The organism is Mycolicibacterium psychrotolerans, from assembly GCF_010729305.1.
Lineage (GTDB): Bacteria > Actinomycetota > Actinomycetes > Mycobacteriales > Mycobacteriaceae > Mycobacterium > Mycobacterium psychrotolerans.
Window position 1 is genome coordinate 4085635 of sequence record NZ_AP022574.1, and the last position, 18360, is coordinate 4103994.

Here is an 18360-nt window from a genome sequence, read left to right on the forward strand (position 1 = left end):
GGGTCACTGCAGGATGTGGATACCGGGCAACTCTTTGCCCTCAAGGTATTCCAGCGACGCACCGCCACCGGTGGAAATGTGCGAGAAACCGTCCTCGGGCAGGCCCAGTTGGCGCACCGCGGCCGCCGAGTCGCCACCGCCGACGACGCTGAACGCGCCCTTGCCGGTGGCGGAGATGATCGCCTCGGCCACCCCCTTGGTGCCCGCGGCGAACGCCGGGAACTCGAACACACCCATCGGGCCGTTCCAGAAGATCGTCTTGGCGTTCGACAGCAGCGCGGTGAACCGCTTGACCGACTCGGGGCCGATGTCCAGGCCCATCTTGTCGTCGGGGATCTTGTCGGCCGCGACCGTGTCGGCCGGCGAATCGGCCGCGAACCTCTCGGCCACCACGATGTCCACCGGCAGGTGCAGCACGTCGCCGTAGTCGTCGAGCAATTTTCGGCAGGTGTCGATCATGCTCTCCTCGAGCAGTGAGCCACCCACCGAAAGGCCTTGTGCGGCAAGGAAAGTGAAGCACATTCCGCCACCGATGATCAGGCTGTCGGCTTTGGTGGCCAGGTTCTCGATCACGGCGAGCTTGTCCGACACCTTCGAGCCGCCGAGCACCACCGCGTACGGCCGTTCGGTCGATTCGGTGAGCTGGGCGAGCACCTTGACCTCGGTGTCGACGAGCTTCCCCGCGTAGTGCGGCAGCAGCGTCGCGACGTCGTAGACCGACGCCTGCTTGCGGTGCACCACCCCGAAGCCGTCGGAGACGAACGCGCCGTCCTCCCCGACCAGCTCGACGAGCGCCTTCGCGAGCGCGAGGCGCTCCGCATCGTCCTTGCTGGTCTCGCGGGGGTCGAAGCGGATGTTCTCCAGCAGCAGGATGTCGCCGTCGGTCAGCCCCTCGGCGCGTGCCAGCGCGTCGCTGCCCACCACATCACCGGCCAGCTGCACGTGCCTGCCCAGCTTCTCGGCCAGCGCCGCGGCCACCGGCCCGAGCGAGAACTTCGGGTCGGGCTCGCCCTTGGGCCGGCCCAGGTGTGCGGTGACGACGACCTTGGCCCCGGCATCACTGAGCGCCTTGAGGGTGGGCACCGAGGCGATGATGCGGCCAGGATCGGTGATACTGCCCTCGTCGAGCGGCACGTTCAGATCCGAGCGCACCAGCACGCCCCGCCCCGAAACCCCTTCGGCGAGAAGGTCGGAGAGTGATCTTATCGAAGATGAAGCCATCGCCGGTTACAGCGACTTGCCGACCAGGCCGACGAGATCGACGAGGCGGTTCGAGTAGCCCCACTCGTTGTCGTACCACGAGACGACCTTGGCCTGGTTGTCGATGACCTTGGTCAGCCCCGAGTCGAAGATCGAGCTGTGCGGGTCGGTGACGATGTCGCTGGACACGATCGGTGCGTCGTAGTACTTCAGGATGCCCTTGAGCGGTCCCTCGGCGGCGGCCTTCATCGCGGCGTTGATCTCCGCGGCCGACGCCGACTTCGCCAGCTCGGCGGTCAGGTCGGTGCACGAGCCCGTGGGGATCGGCACCCGCAGCGCGTAGCCGTCGAGCTTGCCCTTCAGCTCGGGCATCACCAGGCCGATGGCCTTGGCAGCGCCGGTCGAGGTGGGCACGATGTTCAGCGCGGCCGCGCGGGCGCGACGCAGATCCTTGTGCGGCCCGTCCTGCAGGTTCTGGTCCTGGGTGTAGGCGTGCACGGTGGTCATCAGGCCGCGCACGATGCCGAACTCGTCGTTGAGCACCTTGGCCAGCGGCCCCAGGCAATTGGTGGTGCACGACGCGTTGGAGATGATGTTCTGGCTGCCGTCGTACTTGTCGTCGTTGACGCCGAGCACGATCGTGATGTCCTCGTCGGTGGCCGGAGCGGAGATGATGACCTTCTTGGCGCCCGCGTCGAGGTGGCCCTGGGCCTTGTCGCGCTTGGTGAAGATGCCGGTGGACTCGACCACGACGTCGACGCCGAGGTCACCCCAGGGAAGCGCCGCGGGTCCCTCTTTGACCTCGAGCGCCTTGATCTTCGTGTCGCCGACGACGATGGTGTCCTCGCCCTCGAGGCTGACCTCGTAGGGCAACCGGCCGAGGATGGAGTCGAACTTCAGCAGGTGGGCCAGCGACGCGTTGTCGGTGAGGTCGTTGACGGCGATGATCTCGATGTCGGTGTTCTTGCCTTCGGCCTTCTGCGCGTCCAGAGCGCGGAAGAAGTTGCGCCCGATACGGCCGAAACCGTTCACGCCTACCCGGATCGTCACGTCAGTCTCCTACTCGGTCGTTGAACTGCTCGGCAGCCAGCCTAGTGCGTGTGCCTTTCCCAGCGCGCAGTTGCCCCGTCCCTGTTTCAGAGCGATGCGACGCTCTGGTCGACGTAGGGATTGCCCAGCCATCTGCGGCGCAGTTTCTGCAGCGTGCCGTCCTCCTCCAACTCGGCCTGCGCGACCTGCAAACGGGCCAGCAGCGCCGTGTCGGCGGGGGCCACCGCGATCGCGAGGTCCTCCACGGAGAGCCCGCGCTGGACCACCTCGACACCGGGAACGGCCCGCACCAGATACGTCAGCACCGGGGCCAGCTTCATCACCGCGTCGCAGCCGCCCGCCGCCAGGTCCGCGATCGCGGTGCTGATCGCGCCGTAGTCATAGCGCCGGACCCGGGCGGCCCTGCCGTCGGCGACCAGCCCCTCGGCGATGGCCTCGCTGGTGTTGCCGCGCTGCACGCCGATCGTTAGGCCGGCGAGGTCGTCGACCGAATGCACGTGGGGCAGCCGCTCGGTGTCCACCGCGAGGCCCTGCCCGGAGATGACGTAGGGCGGCAGGAACGCCGCCTTCGCCGCGCGCTGCGGGGTGACCGTCGTCCCGGCGATGACGCAGTCGTATTCGCCTGCGTCCAGCCGGTCGAAGATGCCGTCGAAGTCGGCGCCGTCGTATCCGGCGAACCTCACCTCGTCGCCGAGCTTGTCGGCCAGCGCTCTCATCAGCTCGATGTCCAGCCCGGTGTCACCGGGCATAGCGTTGAACGGCGGATCCGGGGCCGCGACGCCGACGGTCAATACAGCCATGGCGCCACGGTATAGCCCGATACTCATCTGATGACCGATTGGGTGATCCCGGCGATCACCGCCTCAGCCAGCCTGCTCGGCACGATGGTCGGCGGGATCGCGACGTACTGGACCTCGAAGAAGAACTACGAACGGCAGACCGTGGCCGAGGAGGAACGCCAGAAGTTCGACCTGCTGCGTGACGCGACGGTCAGATTCGTCTCGGCGATGACCGAGATCTCGGTGGCCAGCGCCGGACTCAAGGAGATCTCCGCACAGTGGGCGGAGGTGACCCAGCGGCTGGCGCACACCGACGACCGCGACCAGTTCCTCGCGATGGCCCGCGAGATCGACCCGTCGATCCCGGCGAATCTCGACCGGCTCGCCATTCTTTTCCGGGTGGTGAGGGCCACCGGAGTGCTCGAAGACGACATCAAGCGCGCCATCACCCTGCTGACCGAGTTGCGGCTGGTCGCACCCAGCGACATCGCCGACAGCGCGCAACGGGTCATCTACACCGCGTTCGCGCAGGAGATCACGAGCGCGCTCTCGCCGGACCGGCGCAACGCCGCGGTCGATGCGTTCAACGCCGCGATCAACGATTTCGTCAACCGGGTCCGGCACTACATGCACGTCGAGGACCACGAATTCGACGCCATCGACAAGAAGGCGCTCGAGCACCTCCTCGAGTTCTAGGCGTCCTCGAGCAGATCCGGCGTCACCGCGGACTCGGTATCCGGGATGCCGTCCTGTTTGGCCTTGCGGTCGGCCATCGACAACAACCTCCGAATCCGCCCTGCCACTGCGTCTTTGGTCATCGGCGGATCGGCCAGCCGGCCGAGTTCCTCCAGCGAGGCCTGCCGGTGGGCCACGCGCAGGCTGCCCGCGGCGGCCAGGTGGTCGGGCACCGTGTCGCCGAGGATGTCCAGTGCGCGCTCGACCCGGGCGGCGGCGGCCACCGCGGCGCGGGCGGACCGGCGCAGGTTCGCGTCGTCGAAGTTGGCCAGCCGGTTGGCGGTCGCGCGGACCTCGCGGCGCATCCGGCGCTCCTCCCACGTCAGCCGGGTGTCCTGAGCGCCCATCCGGGTCAGCAGCGCGCCGATCGCCTCCCCGTCTCGCACCACCACACGGTCGCTGCCCCGCACCTCGCGGGCCTTGGCGCTCACGCCCAGCCTGCGCGCGGCGCCCACGAGTGCCAGCGCGGCCTCGGGACCGGGGCAACTGACCTCCAGCGCCGAAGACCGGCCCGGTTCTGTCAGCGAGCCGTGGGCCAGAAACGCTCCCCGCCAAGCGGCTTCCGCGTCGGCGACGCTGCCGCCGACCACCTGGGCGGGCAGTCCCCGCACCGGGCGGCCACGCAGATCCAGCAGGCCGGTCTGGCGCGCCAGCGCCTCCCCGTCCTTGGCGACCCGCACCACATAGCGGGTGTTCTTGCGGATGCCGCTGGCCGTGAGCACGTGCACGACGGCGGTGTAGCCGTACAGGTCGTAGATGTCCTTGCGCAGCCGCCGCGCGATGACGCCCAGATCGACCTCGGCCTCGACCACCACCCGGCCGGACACGATGTGCAGCCCGCCGGCGAACCGCAGCAGCGAGGCCACCTCGGCGCGGCGAGCACTCACCGAATTCACCACGAGCCGGCTGAGCTCATCCTTGACCTCGGCTGTCATCGCCACGGGTCGTCACCTCTCGGTCCGTTCACTGTCGGTGTGGGCACCGTCTGCGGTCTGCCCGTGGGTGTCGCGCCCCGTTGCAGAACACCCTCCAATGCCGCCGCCAACCTCGCCGGGTCATGTAAAGGTGTACCAGGTCGGCACACGTCGGCGAACTCGACGCGGGCGTCGAGGATCGTCGCGGTGCGGCGCAACTGTTCCCGTTCCCGCTCGCTGGGCACCCGCGACGAGTCGACGATGATGTCGCCGACCGTGAACTCCGGGGCGTGCTGGGCCAGCACGTGGATGTGTCGTTCCACCGAGAAGCCGGCCGTCTCCCCCGGCTCGGCCACCAGGTTGAGCACCAGGGCCCGCTGCGCCGTGGTGGCCCGCAGCGCGGCCACCAGCTGCGGCACCAGCACATGCGGGATCACGCTGGTGAACCACGAGCCCGGCCCGAGGACCACCAGGTCGGAGTTCATGATCGCGTCCACCGCCTGACGGGTGGCGGGCGGATCGCCGGGCAGCAGGCGCACCCGGCGCACCTTGCCCACGGTCGTGGCGATCGCGACCTGGCCGCGGATCGCGCGGCTGACCCGCGGATCGGACTCCAGACCGACGACGTCGGCCTCGATGCTCAGGCCCATCGGGCACATCGGCAGCACCCGGCCCTTGACCCCGAGGACGCGGCCCAGCTCGTCGAGCGCGGCGACGGGGTCGGCGAGCACCTCGTTGAGCCCGGCGAGCATCAGGTTGCCGATGGGATGCCCGGCCAGCGCGCCGCTGCCACCGAAGCGGTGCTGGATGATGGTCGCCCACAGCCGGCCGTGCGGACTGTCGGAGGCCAACGCCGCCAACGCCATTCGCAGATCACCCGGCGGCACCACGTCGAGCTCGCTGCGCAGCCGGCCCGAGGACCCGCCGTCGTCGGCCACCGTGACCACGGCGGTGACGTGCGGGGTGATCCGCCGCGCGGCCGACAGGGTGGCATAGAGCCCGTGCCCTCCGCCGAGGGCGACGATGCGCGGGCTCATTCGCGGCCCAGATCCCGGTGCAGCACCCGCACCGTCAGCGCCGCGTCCTGCAGTCTTTCCGCGAGTGCCTCCGCCATCGCCACACTGCGGTGCTTGCCGCCGGTGCAGCCGATGGCCACGGTCATGTAGCGCTTCCCCTCCCGCCGATAGCCGTCGATCACGACGTCCAACAGCTGATGGTAGGAGTCGAGGAACTCCACGGCGCCGGGTTGGCCGAGGACGTAGTCGCGGACGTCGGGATGCTGGCCGGTGTGCGGGCGCAGGTTGTCCACCCAGTGCGGGTTGGGTAGGAACCGGACGTCCATCACGGTGTCGGCGTCCATCGGCAGCCCGTATTTGTAGCCGAACGACTCCACCGTGACATTGGTGTTGCCCACGGTCTCGGCCGCGAAGGCCCGCTCGATGCTCTCCCGCAGTCCGTGCACCGACAGCGACGACGTGTCGATGACCAGGTCGGCGGCGGCCCGCACCGGCGCCAGCAGCGCGCGCTCGGCGGCGATCCCCTCGGCGAGAGTCTGGTTGCCCTGCAGCGGGTGACTGCGCCGGTTCTGCTCGTAGCGGCGCACCAGGATGTCGTCGGAGGCCTCGAGGAACACCACCCGAGGGGCGATGTCGCGGGCGGCCAACTCGGTGCGCACCCCGTCCAGGTCGCCGGTGAACCCACGCGACCGTACGTCCATCACGACAGCCAGCTGGGTGATCCGGGAACCCGCGGCCAAGCCGAGGTCGACCATCCGCGCGATCAGCTCCGGCGGCAGGTTGTCCGCCACGTACCAGCCCAGATCCTCGAGGACCTTCGCCGCCGTTCCACGGCCCGCGCCCGAGAGTCCCGTCACGAGGACAACGTCGATTCCGCCGGATTCGGTGTGCATGCCCGCTTCTGTCATCCCGTCACTGTGCTTCGATCATCGTCGATAACCGCCACCGCCGCGTCCGGTTCCGGCGGCGAATCCGGCGCGGCGGCCGATTCCACGCCCAGCGCCTCGAGCACGGCCCGGGCCGTGGCCACCCCGATGCCGGGAACCGTGGTGATCTCCTCGACCGTGGCCTGCCGCAGCCGCGCCACCGAGCCGAAGTGGGTGACCAGCGCCTTGCGCCGGTGCTCCCCCAGCCCGCGCACCGAATCCAGCGCCGACGCCGTCATCCGCTTCGAGCGCTTGCTGCGGTGGTAGCTGATCGCGAACCGGTGCGCCTCGTCGCGCACCCGTTGCAGCAGGTACAGCCCTTCGCTGTTGCGGGGGAAGATGACCGGATCCGGCTCCGACGGCACCCACACCTCCTCGAGCCGTTTCGCCAGCCCGATCACCGCGACGTCGGTGATGCCGAGGTCCTCGAGCACCGCGGCGGCCGCGTTGACCTGCGGGGCGCCGCCGTCGACGACGAAGAGGTTGGGCGGGTAGGCAAAACGGCGCGGCCTCCCTTCCGGAGCCGCCCCGGCGGCGACATCGGACACGGCGATGAGATCGCCGGGCTGCTGGGTGTCGCGCAGATGACGGTGGAAGCGCCTGCGGGTGACCTCGGCGATCGAGGCGACGTCGTCGGAGCGCCCGTCGCCCGCCGCCTCGCGGATCGCATAGTGCCGGTAGTCGGACTTCTTGGCCAGGCCGTCCTCGAAGACCACCAGCGAGGCCACCACGTCGGTGCCCTGTACGTGGCTGATGTCCACACACTCGATGCGCAGCGGCGCGTCCTCGAGCCCCAGCGCATCCTGGATGCTCTGCAGCGCAGCGCTTCTCGCGGTGAAGTCGCCGGCGCGCTTGAGCTTGTGCTGGTTCAGCGCCCCTTCGGCGTTGCGCTGAACCGTCTCGGCGAGCGCCCGCTTGTCGCCGCGCTGGGCGACCCGCAGCGACACCCGCGACCCCCGCAGCTGGGACAGCCACGTCTCGAGTTCCGCCGACGTCTCGGGCAGCACCGGGACGAGCACCTGCTTGGGCACCGGGTTGGTGGTCTCGTCCCCGCCCTCGTCGGCGGCCCCGTCGAGCGCGACCTGATCACCGTAGAACTGCGTGAGGAACTGCTCGACGAGATAGGACAGCGTGGATTCGCCCGGTTCACCGGACTTCTCGATGATCCAGCCGCGCTGGCCCCGGACCCGTCCGCCCCGGACGTGGAACACCTGCACCGCCGCTTCCAGCTCGTCGTCGGCGAAGGCCACCACGTCGGCATCGGTGCCGTCGCCGAACACCACGGCCTGCTTCTCCATCGCCCGGCGCATCGCCCCGATGTTGTCCCGCAGGCGGGCGGCCCGCTCGAAGTCCAGTTCCTCGGCCGCGGCGTTCATCTGCTGTTCCATCTCCCGGATCAGCTTGTCGGTCTTGCCTGCGAGGAAGTCGCAGAAGTCCGTCACGATCTGGCGGTGCTGGTCGGCGCTCACCCGCCCGACGCACGGGGCGGAGCACTTGTCGATGTAGCCCAGCAGGCAGGGCCGGTCAATCTGGCTGTGCCGCTTGAACACTCCGGCCGAGCACGTGCGGGCGGGAAACACCCTGGTGAGCAGGTCAAGGGTTTCGCGGATGGCCCAGGCGTGCGAGTACGGCCCGAAGTAGCGCACCCCTTTCCGGCGCGGACCCCTGTACACCTTCAACCGCGGGTACTCCTCGTTCAGCGTGACCGCGAGCACCGGGTAGGACTTGTCGTCCCGGTAGCGGATGTTGAACCGTGGATCGAACTCCTTGATCCAGTTGTATTCGAGCTGCAGCGCCTCGACCTCTGTGGTGACCACCGTCCACTCGACGCTCGCGGCCGTCATCACCATCTGGCGCGTCCGCGGCGCCAGACCCGACAGATCGGCGAAGTAGGAGTTGAGCCGGCTGCGCAGGCTCTTGGCCTTGCCGACGTAGATCACCCTGCGGTGCTGGTCACGGAAACGGTAGACACCCGGTTCGACGGGGATCGACCCGGGAGCGGGTCGGTACGTCGCTGGATCGGGCACGGACCCAGGTTACTGCGGCACCCCGACGGGGTAGAGCGAGTAGGTGGCGGTGCGGACCGTGACCTCGACCCGGGTGCTCGTGGTGCTGCTCGCTGCCGTGCTGGTCTGCGCCGGTTGCGGCGGTCCGCAAACCCCGCCGGCGCCGACGGGTCCGTGCGCGATCGTGACGAACGGCACCCCCCAGGCCAAGCAAGGCGCCGACGACGGATCCGCGCCGGAGACCGCGACCGGCTACCGCACCGGGATGACACCGGTACACACCGGTCATTACGCCGTCGCGACCGCCAACCCGCTGGCCACCCAGGCCGCCTGCGAGGTGCTGCGCGACGGCGGCACCGCCGCCGACGCGCTCGTCGCCGCGCAGGCCGTGCTCGGCCTCGTCGAACCCCAGTCCTCCGGTATCGGCGGCGGCGGATTCCTGCTGTACTACGACGCCGCCGCCAAGTCGGTGCAGGCGTTCGACGGGCGGGAGGTCGCCCCGGCGGCGGCCACCGAGAACTACCTGCGATGGGTCTCCGACACCGACAGGACCGCACCGAAACCCGACGCGCGCGGATCCGGACGGTCCATCGGGGTGCCGGGCGGCATCGTACGGATGCTCGCCGACGTGCACACCACGCACGGCCGCACCGCGTGGCGGGATCTGTTCACCCCCGCGGTCCGGCTCGCCGACGACGGCTTCGACGTCAGCCCCCGGCTGGCGGCCGCCATTGCCGACGCGGCACCGCGCCTGCGACTCGACCCGCAGGCCGGTGCGTACTTCCTCGACCAGGACGGGTCGCCACGGTCGTCGGGCGCCCGGCTCACCAATCCGGCCTACGCAAAAACGTTGGGCGCCATCGCGACCGACCCGGCGGCGCTCTACACCGGGCCGATCGCCGACGACATCGTCGCCGCCGCGACCGACCCGTCGGGCGGACGAACACCGAGCCTGATGACCGCCGCCGATCTCGCCGGCTACACGGCCAAGAGACGGGAAGCGGTGTGTGTGCCCTACCGCGACAAGCAGATCTGCGGCATGCCGCCGCCGTCGTCGGGCGGTATCGCGGTCGCCGAGACCCTCGGCGTGCTGGAGCACTTCCCCATGGCCGACCACCGGCCCACCGACCTCGACCGCGACGGGGGCAGGCCCACCGTGGCAGGCGTGCATCTGATCGCCGAGGCGGAGCGGCTCGCCTACGCCGACCGGGACCGCTACGTCGCCGACACCGACTTCGTGGCCCTGCCCGGCGGCTCCCCCGATGCCCTGCTCGGCGCCGATTACCTCACCGGGCGGGCAGCCCTGATCTCCCCCGACCGCACGATGGGGACGGCGAAGCCGGGCGAGTTCGGCCCGCCCACCGCGCCGGCGGCGCCCGTGCCCGAGCACGGCACCAGCCAGGTCAGCATCGTGGACGCACAGGGCAACGCCGCGTCGCTCACCACCACCGTCGAGTCGGCGTTCGGCTCGTTCCACATGGTCGACGGGTTCCTGCTGAACAACCAGCTCACCGACTTCTCCGCCGAGCCCGCCGGACCGGACGGCGCGCCGATCGCCAACCGCGTGGCGCCGGGCAAGCGGCCGCGCAGCACCATGGCGCCCACCCTGATCTTCGACCGTGGGGCGCAGGGATCGGTCGGCCCGCTCTACGCCGTCACCGGATCGCCGGGCGGCTCCTCGATCGTCCAGTTCGTCGTCAAAACCGTTGTCGGTCTGCTGGATTGGGGACTGGACCCGCAGCAGGCCGTCTCGATGGTGGACTTCGGCGCCGCCAACTCACCGAAGACGAACGTGGGCGGGGAACATCCGGCGATCGACATCTCCGACGACGGCCGTCATGACCCGCTGGTGACGGGGTTACGCGACCTCGGTCATCAGGTCGACATCGCCGATCAGTCCAGTGGGCTGTCGGCGATCGTGCGCGCCGATCCGGGCTGGGTGGGTGGTGCCGATCCGCGCCGGGAGGGCGCGGTCATGGGTGACGGCCGTTGATCCCGGTGTCCTGATACTTCTGCATCGCGGCGCGGACGCGGTCCATCGCGTCGACCGCGCGGCCCTTGTCGACGGCCTGGATCGCCATCACCGGCACGTATTCGTCGTCGGGAAGGTCCAGCCGAGCCCACCGCGCCCCCGGGTGGAACGACAGTCCCCGAACGATGTCCCACGCGAAGACGCGGTAGCCGAACAGGTTTCGCACCGCGACGCCGGCGGCGCCCACCCGCAGGCGCGGCCGCGCGAACAGGCACACGAACCCGCCGATCACCACCCCGAGCAGCGCGATCGCCACCTGATCGGCGGTGCGGAAGATCACGCCGGTGGTGCCGACCTTGAGCAGGGCGCCGACGGTGACGTGTGCGGCCACGATGAGCGCGGCCGCCCCGTAGGCGAATCTCGGGGTGAGGTACGGCTTGACCTCGACGTCCCAGCCCTCGGCGGTCATGAGCCGTCGGCGAGGCGGCGCAGCGTCAGCGCCGTCGACAGGGCGGCGGCGGCTGCCTGGGCACCCTTGTCCTCGGCCGACGCCGGCAGCCCGGCCCGGTCGAGCGCCTGATGTTCGGTGTTCACCGTGAGCACGCCGTTCGCCACCGGTGTCGACGCGTCCAGCGACACCCGGGTCAGCCCCTGGGTGACCGCGTCGCAGACATAGTCGAAATGCGGTGTCTCACCCCGGATCACGACACCCAGCGCGATGACGGCGTCGTGAGTCCTCGCCAACGCCTGTGCGACGACGGGGATCTCGATGGCCCCGAGGACGCGCACCACGGTCGGGTCGGTGATGCCGGCGTCGGCGGCGGTCCGGCGCGCGCCGTCGAGCAGGGCGTCGCAGACGGTCTCGTGCCAGGTGCTCGCGACGATGCCGAGTCTGATGCCGGCGGCGTCCAGATCGGGAAGGTCGGGCACGCCTGCCGCAGGACTCATACCGCCCCGCCGAACTCGCCGGGCAGCGCCTCGTCGAAGTCCTCGAGACCGGTCAGGTCGTGGCCCATGCGGTCGCGCTTGGTCATCAGATAGCGGATGTTCTCGGCGTTGGCGCGCACCGGCAGCGGCACGCGTTCGATGATGTGCAGCCCGTAGCCGTCCAGGCCGACGCGCTTGGCCGGGTTGTTGGTCAGCAGGCGCATCGAGCGCACCCCCAGATCGACGAGGATCTGGGCGCCGGTGCCGTAGTCGCGGGCGTCGGCGGGCAGGCCGAGCTTGAGGTTGGCGTCGACGGTGTCGTCCCCGGCGTCCTGCAACTGGTAGGCCTGCAGCTTGTGCATGAGGCCGATGCCGCGGCCCTCATGTCCGCGCATGTAGAGCACCACGCCGCGGCCCTCGCGGGCCACCATCGCCAGCGCGGCGTCCAGTTGGGGGCCGCAGTCGCAGCGGCGGGAGCCGAACACGTCACCGGTCAGGCACTCGGAGTGCACGCGGACCAGCACGTCGTGGCCGTCCCCGTGCGGGCCGGCGATGTCGCCCTTGACCAGCGCCACGTGTTCGACGTCCTCGTAGATGCTGGTGTAGCCGACCGCGCGGAACTCGCCGTGCCGGGTCGGGATGCGCGCCTCGGCGACACGTTCGATGTGCTTCTCGTGCTTGCGCCGCCACTCGATCAGGTCGGCGATGGAGATCAGCGCGAGGTCGTGCTCGTCGGCGAAGATGCGCAGCTCGTCGGTCTGCGCCATCGCGCCTTCGTCTTTCTGGCTGACGATCTCGCAGATCGCGCCTGCGGGCTGCAGGCCCGCGAGCCGGGCCAGATCCACGGCCGCCTCGGTGTGGCCGGGACGGCGCAGCACGCCGCCGTCCTTGGCACGCAACGGAACCACGTGCCCGGGCTTGGTGAAATCGTCGGCCACGGCGGACGGGTCGGCGAGGAGCCGCATCGTGGTCGCCCGGTCCGACGCCGAGATACCGGTTCCGACACCGATTTTCGCATCGACGGTGACGGTGTAGGCGGTACCGTGCTTGTCCTGGTTGACCGCGTACATCGGCAGCAGGCCCAGCCGGTCGCAGATGTCGCCGTCGAGCGGCACGCACAGGTAACCGGAGGTGTAGCGCACCATGAACGCCACCAGTTCGGGGGTGGCCTTCTCGGCGGCGAAGATCAGGTCGCCCTCGTTCTCGCGGTCTTCGTCGTCGATGACGACGACGGCCTTGCCCGCGGCGATGTCGGCCACCGCACGCTCGACCGGATCCAGCCTCGTCATCTTCACCACCTTGCCGGTTCCCGCACCGAGAACCACCTGTTTCTCCCGTTCAGTATGAACCACGCGGGCAGCCGGGTTATTGCCCGCCCGACGGGCCCGAGAGCCGGTGACGCGGGTCACAGTGGTGCAGCGTCGCCGCTAATCCAGCACGGCGATCGCCTCCACCTCCACCAGAACATCGGGCTCGGCCAGCGCCGCGACGCCGATCCCGGTGAGCGGCGGTGTGGCGGTGATGCCGAGCCGCTCCGCCGCGCGGGTGGCCCCCTGCACCCAGGAAGACATCTTGTCCGGCGTCCAGTCGACCAGATACACGGTCAGTTTCGCGACATCGTCGAACGAGGCACCCGCGGCTGAGAGGGCCACCGACAGGTTCACGAAGCACTGATCGACCTGGGCGGCCAGGTCACCCGCGCCGACCGGTTCGCCGTGTGCGGTGCGAGCTATCTGGCCCGCGACGAACACCAACCGCGAGCCGGTCGCGACCGCGACCTGCTTGTAGATCTCCACGGTGGGCAGGCCCTCGGGATTGAGCAGGGTGATGGCCATGGGGGCTCCTCACTCGGGTCGAACGGCTCCCTGGGTGAGCAGCCGCTCGACGTACTTGGCGATGACGTCGACCTCGAGGTTGACCGGGGCGCCGACGTCGGCACGGCCCAGCGTCGTCAGGTCCAGCGTGGTGGGGATCAGCGACACCTCGAACCAGTCCGCGCCCAGACCGGACACGGTCAGCGAGACCCCGTCGACGGTGATGGACCCCTTCTCCACCACGTAGCGCGACAGCGCCTGCGGCAGTGCGATCCGCACCACGGTCCAATGCTCCGAGGGCGTGCGGGACACCAGGTGTCCGGTGCCGTCGACATGGCCCTGCACGATGTGGCCGCCCAACCGGCTGTTCACCGCCGCAGCGCGTTCGAGGTTGACCCGGGTGCCGACATCGGCGCCGCGCAGGCTCGACCGCTTCAGCGTCTCGGCCATCACGTCGGCGGAGAACGAGCCGTCGGCGAGCACGTCGACGACGGTGAGACACACGCCGTTGACCGCGATCGAATCCCCGTGCCCGGCATCCGATGTCACGATCGGGCCACGGATGACGAAACGCGCGGCGTCGCCGAGGTCCTCTTTGCCGACGATTTCGCCCAGTTCTTCGACGATTCCGGTGAACACGGTGCCCAGCCTAGGCCCCCACTTCGCAGCCGATCCCACGCAGCGGACAACGCGTCCGCCTCGCCGCACCCTCTACGATGCAGGCATGCAGACCCGCCTCCTGGCGCTCGTCGCCGCCCTTTTCGCCGTCGTCGCGCTCGTCGCAGGATGCTCCGGCTCGTCGTCGGAGGATTCCGGCAAGGACCTGCCCGACGCCACGACCCTGCTCCGGGAATCCGCCGAGACCACCAAGGCCCAGACCAGCGCGCACCTGCAGCTCGCGGTGCAGGGCCAGATCGCCGAGTTACCGGTCGAGTCCCTCGAGGGCGATCTCACCCAGAAGCCGGCCGTCGCCGCGAAAGGCACCGCCGACATCGTCTTCCTGGGCCAGAAGCTGCAGGGTGTCGAGTTCGTCGTCTCCGACGGCGACCTGTACGCCGCGATCACGGCAGGTGGCAGCCTGTCGAACTTCGGCCCCGCCGCCGACATCTACGACGTCGCGGCGATCCTGAGCCCCGACAACGGCCTGGCCAACGTGCTCGCCAACTTCAGCGACGCCAAGTCCGAGGGCCGCGAGACCATCGAGGGCGTCAAGACGGTCCGGATCACCGGCAACGTCCGCGCGGACGCGGTCAACAAGATCGCCCCCCAGATCGCGGCCACCGGGCCGGTCCCGGGCACCGCGTGGGTCACCGAGGACGGCAACCACGAGCTGATGCAGGCCCGGCTCGAACCCACCCCGGGCAACAGCGTGACGATGACGCTGTCGAAGTGGGGCGAGCCGGTGACGGTCGCCAAGCCGGCGGTGTGATGCACAGCGCGCCACCGGCGACGGCCGCAGCAGGGACGACGAACCGCCGCATCGCGATCAGCGCGGGCAGCCTCGCGGTGGTGCTCGGCGCGCTCGACACCTACGTCGTCGTCACGATCATGACCGACATCATGCGCGACGTCGGGATCGGCGTGAACCAGATCCAGCGGGTCACGCCGATCATCACCGGCTACCTGCTCGGCTACATCGCCGCGATGCCGCTGCTGGGCCGGGCGTCGGACCGGTTCGGCCGCAAGATGCTGATCCAGATCAGCCTCGCCGGTTTCGCGCTCGGCTCCGTGATCACCGCGATGTCGACCGACCTCACCGTGCTCGTGATCGGCCGGGTGGTGCAGGGCACCGCCAGCGGCGCGCTGCTGCCGGTCACCCTGGCGCTGGCCGCCGATCTGTGGGCGGCGCGCAACCGGGCCGCGGTGCTGGGCGGGGTCGGCGCGGCCCAGGAGCTGGGCAGCGTGCTGGGCCCGCTGTACGGCATCACGCTGGTGTGGGCATTCGGGCACTGGCAGTCGGTGTTCTGGGTGAACGTCCCGCTCGCGGTCATCGCGATGGCGATGATCCACTTCAGCCTGCCGTCGCGGTCCACCGGCGAAGACCCGCAGAAGGTCGACGTGACCGGCGGCCTGCTGCTGGCCGTCGCGCTGGGGCTGGCCGTCGTCGGGCTGTACAACCCCAGGCCCGACGGCAAGCAGGTGCTGCCCAGCTGGGGCGTGCCGGTGCTGATCGCGGCCGTCGTCGCCGCGGTCGCGTTCTTCGTGTGGGAGAAATTCGCCAAGACCCGACTGCTGGATCCGGCGGGCGTGCACTTCCGCCCGTTCCTCGCGGCGCTGGGCGCGTCGCTGACGGCCGGCGCGGCCCTGATGGTGACGCTGGTCAACGTCGAACTGTTCGGTCAGGGTGTGCTCGGCCAGGACCAGAACCAGGCCGCCTTCCTGCTGCTGCGCTTCTTGATCGCCCTGCCGGTCGGCGCCCTGGTCGGCGGCTGGGTGGCCACCCGCCTCGGCGACCGGATCGTCGCGTTCACCGGCCTGCTGATCGCCGCCGGTGGCTATCTGCTGATCGCGAAGTGGCCCGTCGACCTGCTGACGGCGCGCCACGACCTGGGCTTCATCAGCCTGCCCGTGCTGGACACCGACCTCGCGATCGCCGGGTTCGGCCTCGGCCTGGTCATCGGGCCGCTGACGTCGGCGACGCTGCGGGTCGTGCCCGCGGCCCAGCACGGCATCGCGTCGGCGGCCGTAGTGGTGGCCCGGATGATCGGCATGCTGATCGGCATCGCGGCGCTGTCGGCGTGGGGGTTGTACCGGTTCAACCAGCACCTGGCCAGTCTGCCTGCCAACACCGGCGGCAACAGCCTGGCCGAGCGTCTGGCCGCAGAGGCGCACCGCGTGCGCGAGGCGTACGTGCTGCAGTACGCCGAGATCTTCTCGATCACGGCGATCGTGTGCGTCGTGGGTGCGCTATTGGGGTTGCTGATCAGCGCCAAGGGCGAACACGCCGACGAGCCGGAGGAGCTTCAGCAGCGCTCGAGTCCGCGGCCCATCAGCTGAGGCGCGGTGGCCGGCACGACATCACCACTGTCGAAGGTCTCGTCGGAGGTCAGTCCCCGCCAGGCATCGCGGATCACCGCCTTGATGGCGTCGGGAGTGACCGGGCTGTTGCTGAGCCAGTCCTGCAGTGCAGTCATGCTCTCGTCCTTTGTTCGTGCTCACCTTGCGCAACTCTTCGGTGAAAGCGCGATATTCCCGTCCGAGTCTACCGAGCGACCCGCTTCCGCAGGGCCGCTGCCGCGCCCGCCCGCGGGTGTGAGAACGACCACGGAAACCGTTGATGGACAGCGGGTAACGATCAGATAACGATGCCGCGTCCCGTCAGGACGGGATGAGGCTGAGCAACACGTCCGGTCCGACGGGGTGCACCTCGTCGAAACGCCACCGCTGGGCCTGGGCGATGCTCAGCACGCCGACGTCGTCGACGGCGCTGATCGGCCCGCCCAGCAGGATCGGGGCGACGTAGGCCAGGATGCGGTCGATCACCCCGGCCCGCAGGAAGGCTCCGGCCAGTGTCGGGCCGCCCTCCACCAGCACGTCGGTGCGGTCCGACAGCGCCTGGATCACCTCGCGAGGGTCTCGGGTGCGGATCACCATGGTGCGCGAGTCGTCGTTGAGAACCGTTGCGTCAGGCGAGATCTCACGCATACCGACGACGACGCGCAGCGGCTGCTGGGCGGCCAGCGTGCCGTCGGGCAGCCGCGCGGTGAGCGCCGGATCGTCGACGAACACGGTGCCCGTGCCGACGACGATCGCATCGGCGGCGGCGCGCATGCGGTGCACGTCGGCGCGGGCGGCCTCACTGGTGATCCACTGACTCGAGCCGTCTGCGGCCGCACTGCGGCCGTCCACGCTGGTGGCGAATTTCCATGTCACATGCGGCATTCCGGTGCGCTGCTTGTGCAGCCACTCGCGCAGCGGCCCACCGGCGGCCGCGTCGGCACACACCCCGGGGGTGACGCGGACACCCGACGCGGCCAGCCGCGCCGCCCCGCCGGCGGCCACCGGGTTCGGATCGGCCACGGCGAACGCGACATTCGCGATGCCCGCGGCCAGCAGCGCGTCCACGCAGGGCGGGGTGCGCCCCACGTGGTTGCACGGTTCGAGGGTCACCACGGCTGTACCACCGGCCGCCCGCTCCCCCGCCCGGCGCAGCGCCAGCACCTCCGCGTGCGGGCCGCCGGGCGGCTCCGTCGCTCCGACACCGGCGATCCCGCCGTTGGCGTCCAGGATGACCGCCCCCACCGGAGGGTTGGGATATGTTGTGCCCTTGACCTTTTCGGCCTGCTCGAGGGCCGCGGCCATCGCCGCGTCGAGGTTCACCGCGCCAGATGCTTGGACGCCGCCGCGGCCTGATTGCGCAGCGACTGCACGGCCAGCGCGGGATCGTCGGCGCTGTAGACCGCCGAGCCCGCCACGAAGCAGTCGACGCCCGCTTCGGCGGCGGCTTCGATCGTGTCGGTGTTGATGCCACCGTCGATCTCGATGAGGACGGTCAGCTCGCCCGCGTCGACGAGGCGGCGCACGATGCCGACCTTGGGCAGCACCTCGGCGATGAACTTCTGTCCGCCGAATCCGGGTTCGACCGACATCACCAGCAGCGTGTCGAAATCGCGCAGGATCTCCAGGTACGGGTCGACCGGCGTGCCCGGTTTGACGGCCAGGCCCGCCTTCGCGCCCGCGGCGCGGATGTCGCGGGCCACCGCGATCGGGTCGTCGGTGGCCTCGGCGTGGAAGGTGACGTTGTGCGCGCCGGCCTCGGCGTAGGGCGGTGCCCACCGGGCCGGATCGTCGATCATCAGGTGGCAGTCCATCGGGATGTCGGTGACCGCGAGCAGCGACTCGACGACGGGCAGGCCCAGAGTGAGATTGGGTACGAAGTGGTTGTCCATCACGTCGACGTGCAGCCAGTCGGCGCCCTCGACCGCGGCGGCCTCGTCGGCGAGCCGGGCGAAGTCGGCAGCCAGGATGGACGGGGCGATCAGCGGGGCGGTGCGGGCGTGCTGTCCGGGCATGGGGTCAGC

19 protein-coding genes are annotated in these 18360 nt (G+C 70.0%); 4 read left to right on the forward strand and 15 right to left on the reverse strand.

Translation table 11 applies throughout. The features are described 5' to 3' along the window. Positions 1–3: 3 nt before the first annotated feature. The 3 genes from G6N45_RS19855 to G6N45_RS19865 form a co-directional block, all read right to left on the reverse strand. Complete coding sequence (locus G6N45_RS19855; protein WP_163723898.1) at positions 4–1221, reverse strand: phosphoglycerate kinase; 1218 nt, start codon at positions 1219–1221, stop codon at positions 4–6. Between the two features lie 6 nt (positions 1222–1227). Further along, positions 1228–2250, reverse strand: a complete 1023-nt coding sequence (gene gap, locus G6N45_RS19860; protein ID WP_163723900.1) for a type I glyceraldehyde-3-phosphate dehydrogenase — start codon at positions 2248–2250, stop codon at positions 1228–1230. An 86-nt stretch (positions 2251–2336) separates the two neighbouring features. Then, positions 2337–3050 (reverse strand): ABC transporter substrate-binding protein, encoded by a 714-nt coding sequence (locus tag G6N45_RS19865; protein ID WP_163723902.1) that lies wholly within the window; start codon positions 3048–3050, stop codon positions 2337–2339. Positions 3051–3080: 30 nt separating this feature from the next. On the opposite strand from G6N45_RS19865, the gene G6N45_RS19870 reads away from it, so the two are divergent. Beyond that, positions 3081–3725, forward strand: a complete 645-nt coding sequence (locus tag G6N45_RS19870) for a hypothetical protein (protein ID WP_163723904.1) — start codon at positions 3081–3083, stop codon at positions 3723–3725. On the opposite strand, the gene whiA is transcribed toward G6N45_RS19870, so the two are convergent. From whiA to uvrC, 4 genes are read right to left on the reverse strand one after another with little or no spacing between them, the layout of a single operon-like run. After that, complete coding sequence (gene whiA / locus G6N45_RS19875; protein WP_179965383.1) at positions 3722–4699, reverse strand: DNA-binding protein WhiA; 978 nt, start codon at positions 4697–4699, stop codon at positions 3722–3724. The two genes, G6N45_RS19870 and whiA, sit on opposite strands and share 4 nt — an antisense overlap. Continuing rightward, on the reverse strand, positions 4696–5715 hold the full coding sequence (gene yvcK / locus G6N45_RS19880; RefSeq protein WP_163723909.1) for a uridine diphosphate-N-acetylglucosamine-binding protein YvcK: 1020 nt from the start codon (positions 5713–5715) through the stop codon (positions 4696–4698). Before yvcK ends, whiA begins: the two co-directional genes overlap by 4 nt. After that, the gene (rapZ, locus tag G6N45_RS19885) at positions 5712–6602 is read right to left on the reverse strand and encodes an RNase adapter RapZ (protein WP_246228733.1); all 891 of its coding nucleotides are present in this window, start codon (positions 6600–6602) and stop codon (positions 5712–5714) included. Before rapZ ends, yvcK begins: the two co-directional genes overlap by 4 nt. Continuing rightward, positions 6599–8647 carry an excinuclease ABC subunit UvrC gene (uvrC, locus tag G6N45_RS19890; RefSeq protein WP_163723911.1) on the reverse strand — a complete coding sequence of 683 codons (2049 nt, stop codon included), beginning with the start codon at positions 8645–8647 and terminating at the stop codon, positions 6599–6601. Before uvrC ends, rapZ begins: the two co-directional genes overlap by 4 nt. 58 nt (positions 8648–8705) lie before the next feature. Between uvrC and G6N45_RS19895 the strand changes: the two genes are divergently transcribed. Beyond that, the gene (locus G6N45_RS19895; RefSeq protein ID WP_246228734.1) at positions 8706–10619 is read left to right on the forward strand and encodes a gamma-glutamyltransferase family protein; all 1914 of its coding nucleotides are present in this window, start codon (positions 8706–8708) and stop codon (positions 10617–10619) included. Here the strand turns inward: G6N45_RS19895 and G6N45_RS19900 are convergent. The 5 genes from G6N45_RS19900 to G6N45_RS19920 all read right to left on the reverse strand — a co-directional run bounded on the left by G6N45_RS19900 (position 10600) and on the right by G6N45_RS19920 (position 13978). Then, on the reverse strand, positions 10600–11067 hold the full coding sequence (locus G6N45_RS19900; RefSeq protein ID WP_163723913.1) for a PH domain-containing protein: 468 nt from the start codon (positions 11065–11067) through the stop codon (positions 10600–10602). The genes G6N45_RS19895 and G6N45_RS19900 overlap by 20 nt on opposite strands. Further along, positions 11064–11546, reverse strand: a complete 483-nt coding sequence (gene ribH, locus G6N45_RS19905) for a 6,7-dimethyl-8-ribityllumazine synthase (protein WP_163723915.1) — start codon at positions 11544–11546, stop codon at positions 11064–11066. The genes G6N45_RS19900 and ribH overlap by 4 nt, the downstream gene beginning before the upstream one ends. Continuing rightward, positions 11543–12814, reverse strand: a complete 1272-nt coding sequence (locus G6N45_RS19910; RefSeq protein ID WP_163723917.1) for a bifunctional 3,4-dihydroxy-2-butanone-4-phosphate synthase/GTP cyclohydrolase II — start codon at positions 12812–12814, stop codon at positions 11543–11545. The genes ribH and G6N45_RS19910 overlap by 4 nt, the downstream gene beginning before the upstream one ends. 138 nt (positions 12815–12952) lie before the next feature. Further along, entirely contained in the window at positions 12953–13360 is a 408-nt protein-coding gene (locus G6N45_RS19915) for a RidA family protein (RefSeq protein WP_163723919.1), read from the reverse strand. Between the two features lie 9 nt (positions 13361–13369). Next, positions 13370–13978, reverse strand: a complete 609-nt coding sequence (locus G6N45_RS19920; RefSeq protein WP_163723921.1) for a riboflavin synthase — start codon at positions 13976–13978, stop codon at positions 13370–13372. A gap of 85 nt (positions 13979–14063) precedes the next feature. On the opposite strand from G6N45_RS19920, the gene G6N45_RS19925 reads away from it, so the two are divergent. Beyond that, on the forward strand, positions 14064–14768 hold the full coding sequence (locus G6N45_RS19925; RefSeq protein ID WP_057146506.1) for an LppX_LprAFG lipoprotein: 705 nt from the start codon (positions 14064–14066) through the stop codon (positions 14766–14768). Then, the gene (locus tag G6N45_RS19930) at positions 14768–16336 is read left to right on the forward strand and encodes an MFS transporter (protein WP_163728766.1); all 1569 of its coding nucleotides are present in this window, start codon (positions 14768–14770) and stop codon (positions 16334–16336) included. Before G6N45_RS19925 ends, G6N45_RS19930 begins: the two co-directional genes overlap by 1 nt. On the opposite strand, the gene G6N45_RS27745 is transcribed toward G6N45_RS19930, so the two are convergent. The 3 genes from G6N45_RS27745 to rpe all read right to left on the reverse strand — a co-directional run bounded on the left by G6N45_RS27745 (position 16303) and on the right by rpe (position 18351). Further along, on the reverse strand, positions 16303–16473 hold the full coding sequence (locus G6N45_RS27745) for a hypothetical protein (RefSeq protein WP_170312459.1): 171 nt from the start codon (positions 16471–16473) through the stop codon (positions 16303–16305). The two genes, G6N45_RS19930 and G6N45_RS27745, sit on opposite strands and share 34 nt — an antisense overlap. Before the next feature lie 184 nt (positions 16474–16657). Continuing rightward, positions 16658–17659 (reverse strand): bifunctional diaminohydroxyphosphoribosylaminopyrimidine deaminase/5-amino-6-(5-phosphoribosylamino)uracil reductase RibD, encoded by a 1002-nt coding sequence (ribD, locus tag G6N45_RS19935; RefSeq protein ID WP_163723923.1) that lies wholly within the window; start codon positions 17657–17659, stop codon positions 16658–16660. Beyond that, positions 17656–18351: a ribulose-phosphate 3-epimerase gene (gene rpe, locus G6N45_RS19940; protein ID WP_163723925.1), complete on the reverse strand. Its 696-nt coding sequence runs from the start codon at positions 18349–18351 to the stop codon at positions 17656–17658. Before rpe ends, ribD begins: the two co-directional genes overlap by 4 nt. Between the last annotated feature and the right edge of the window lie 9 nt (positions 18352–18360).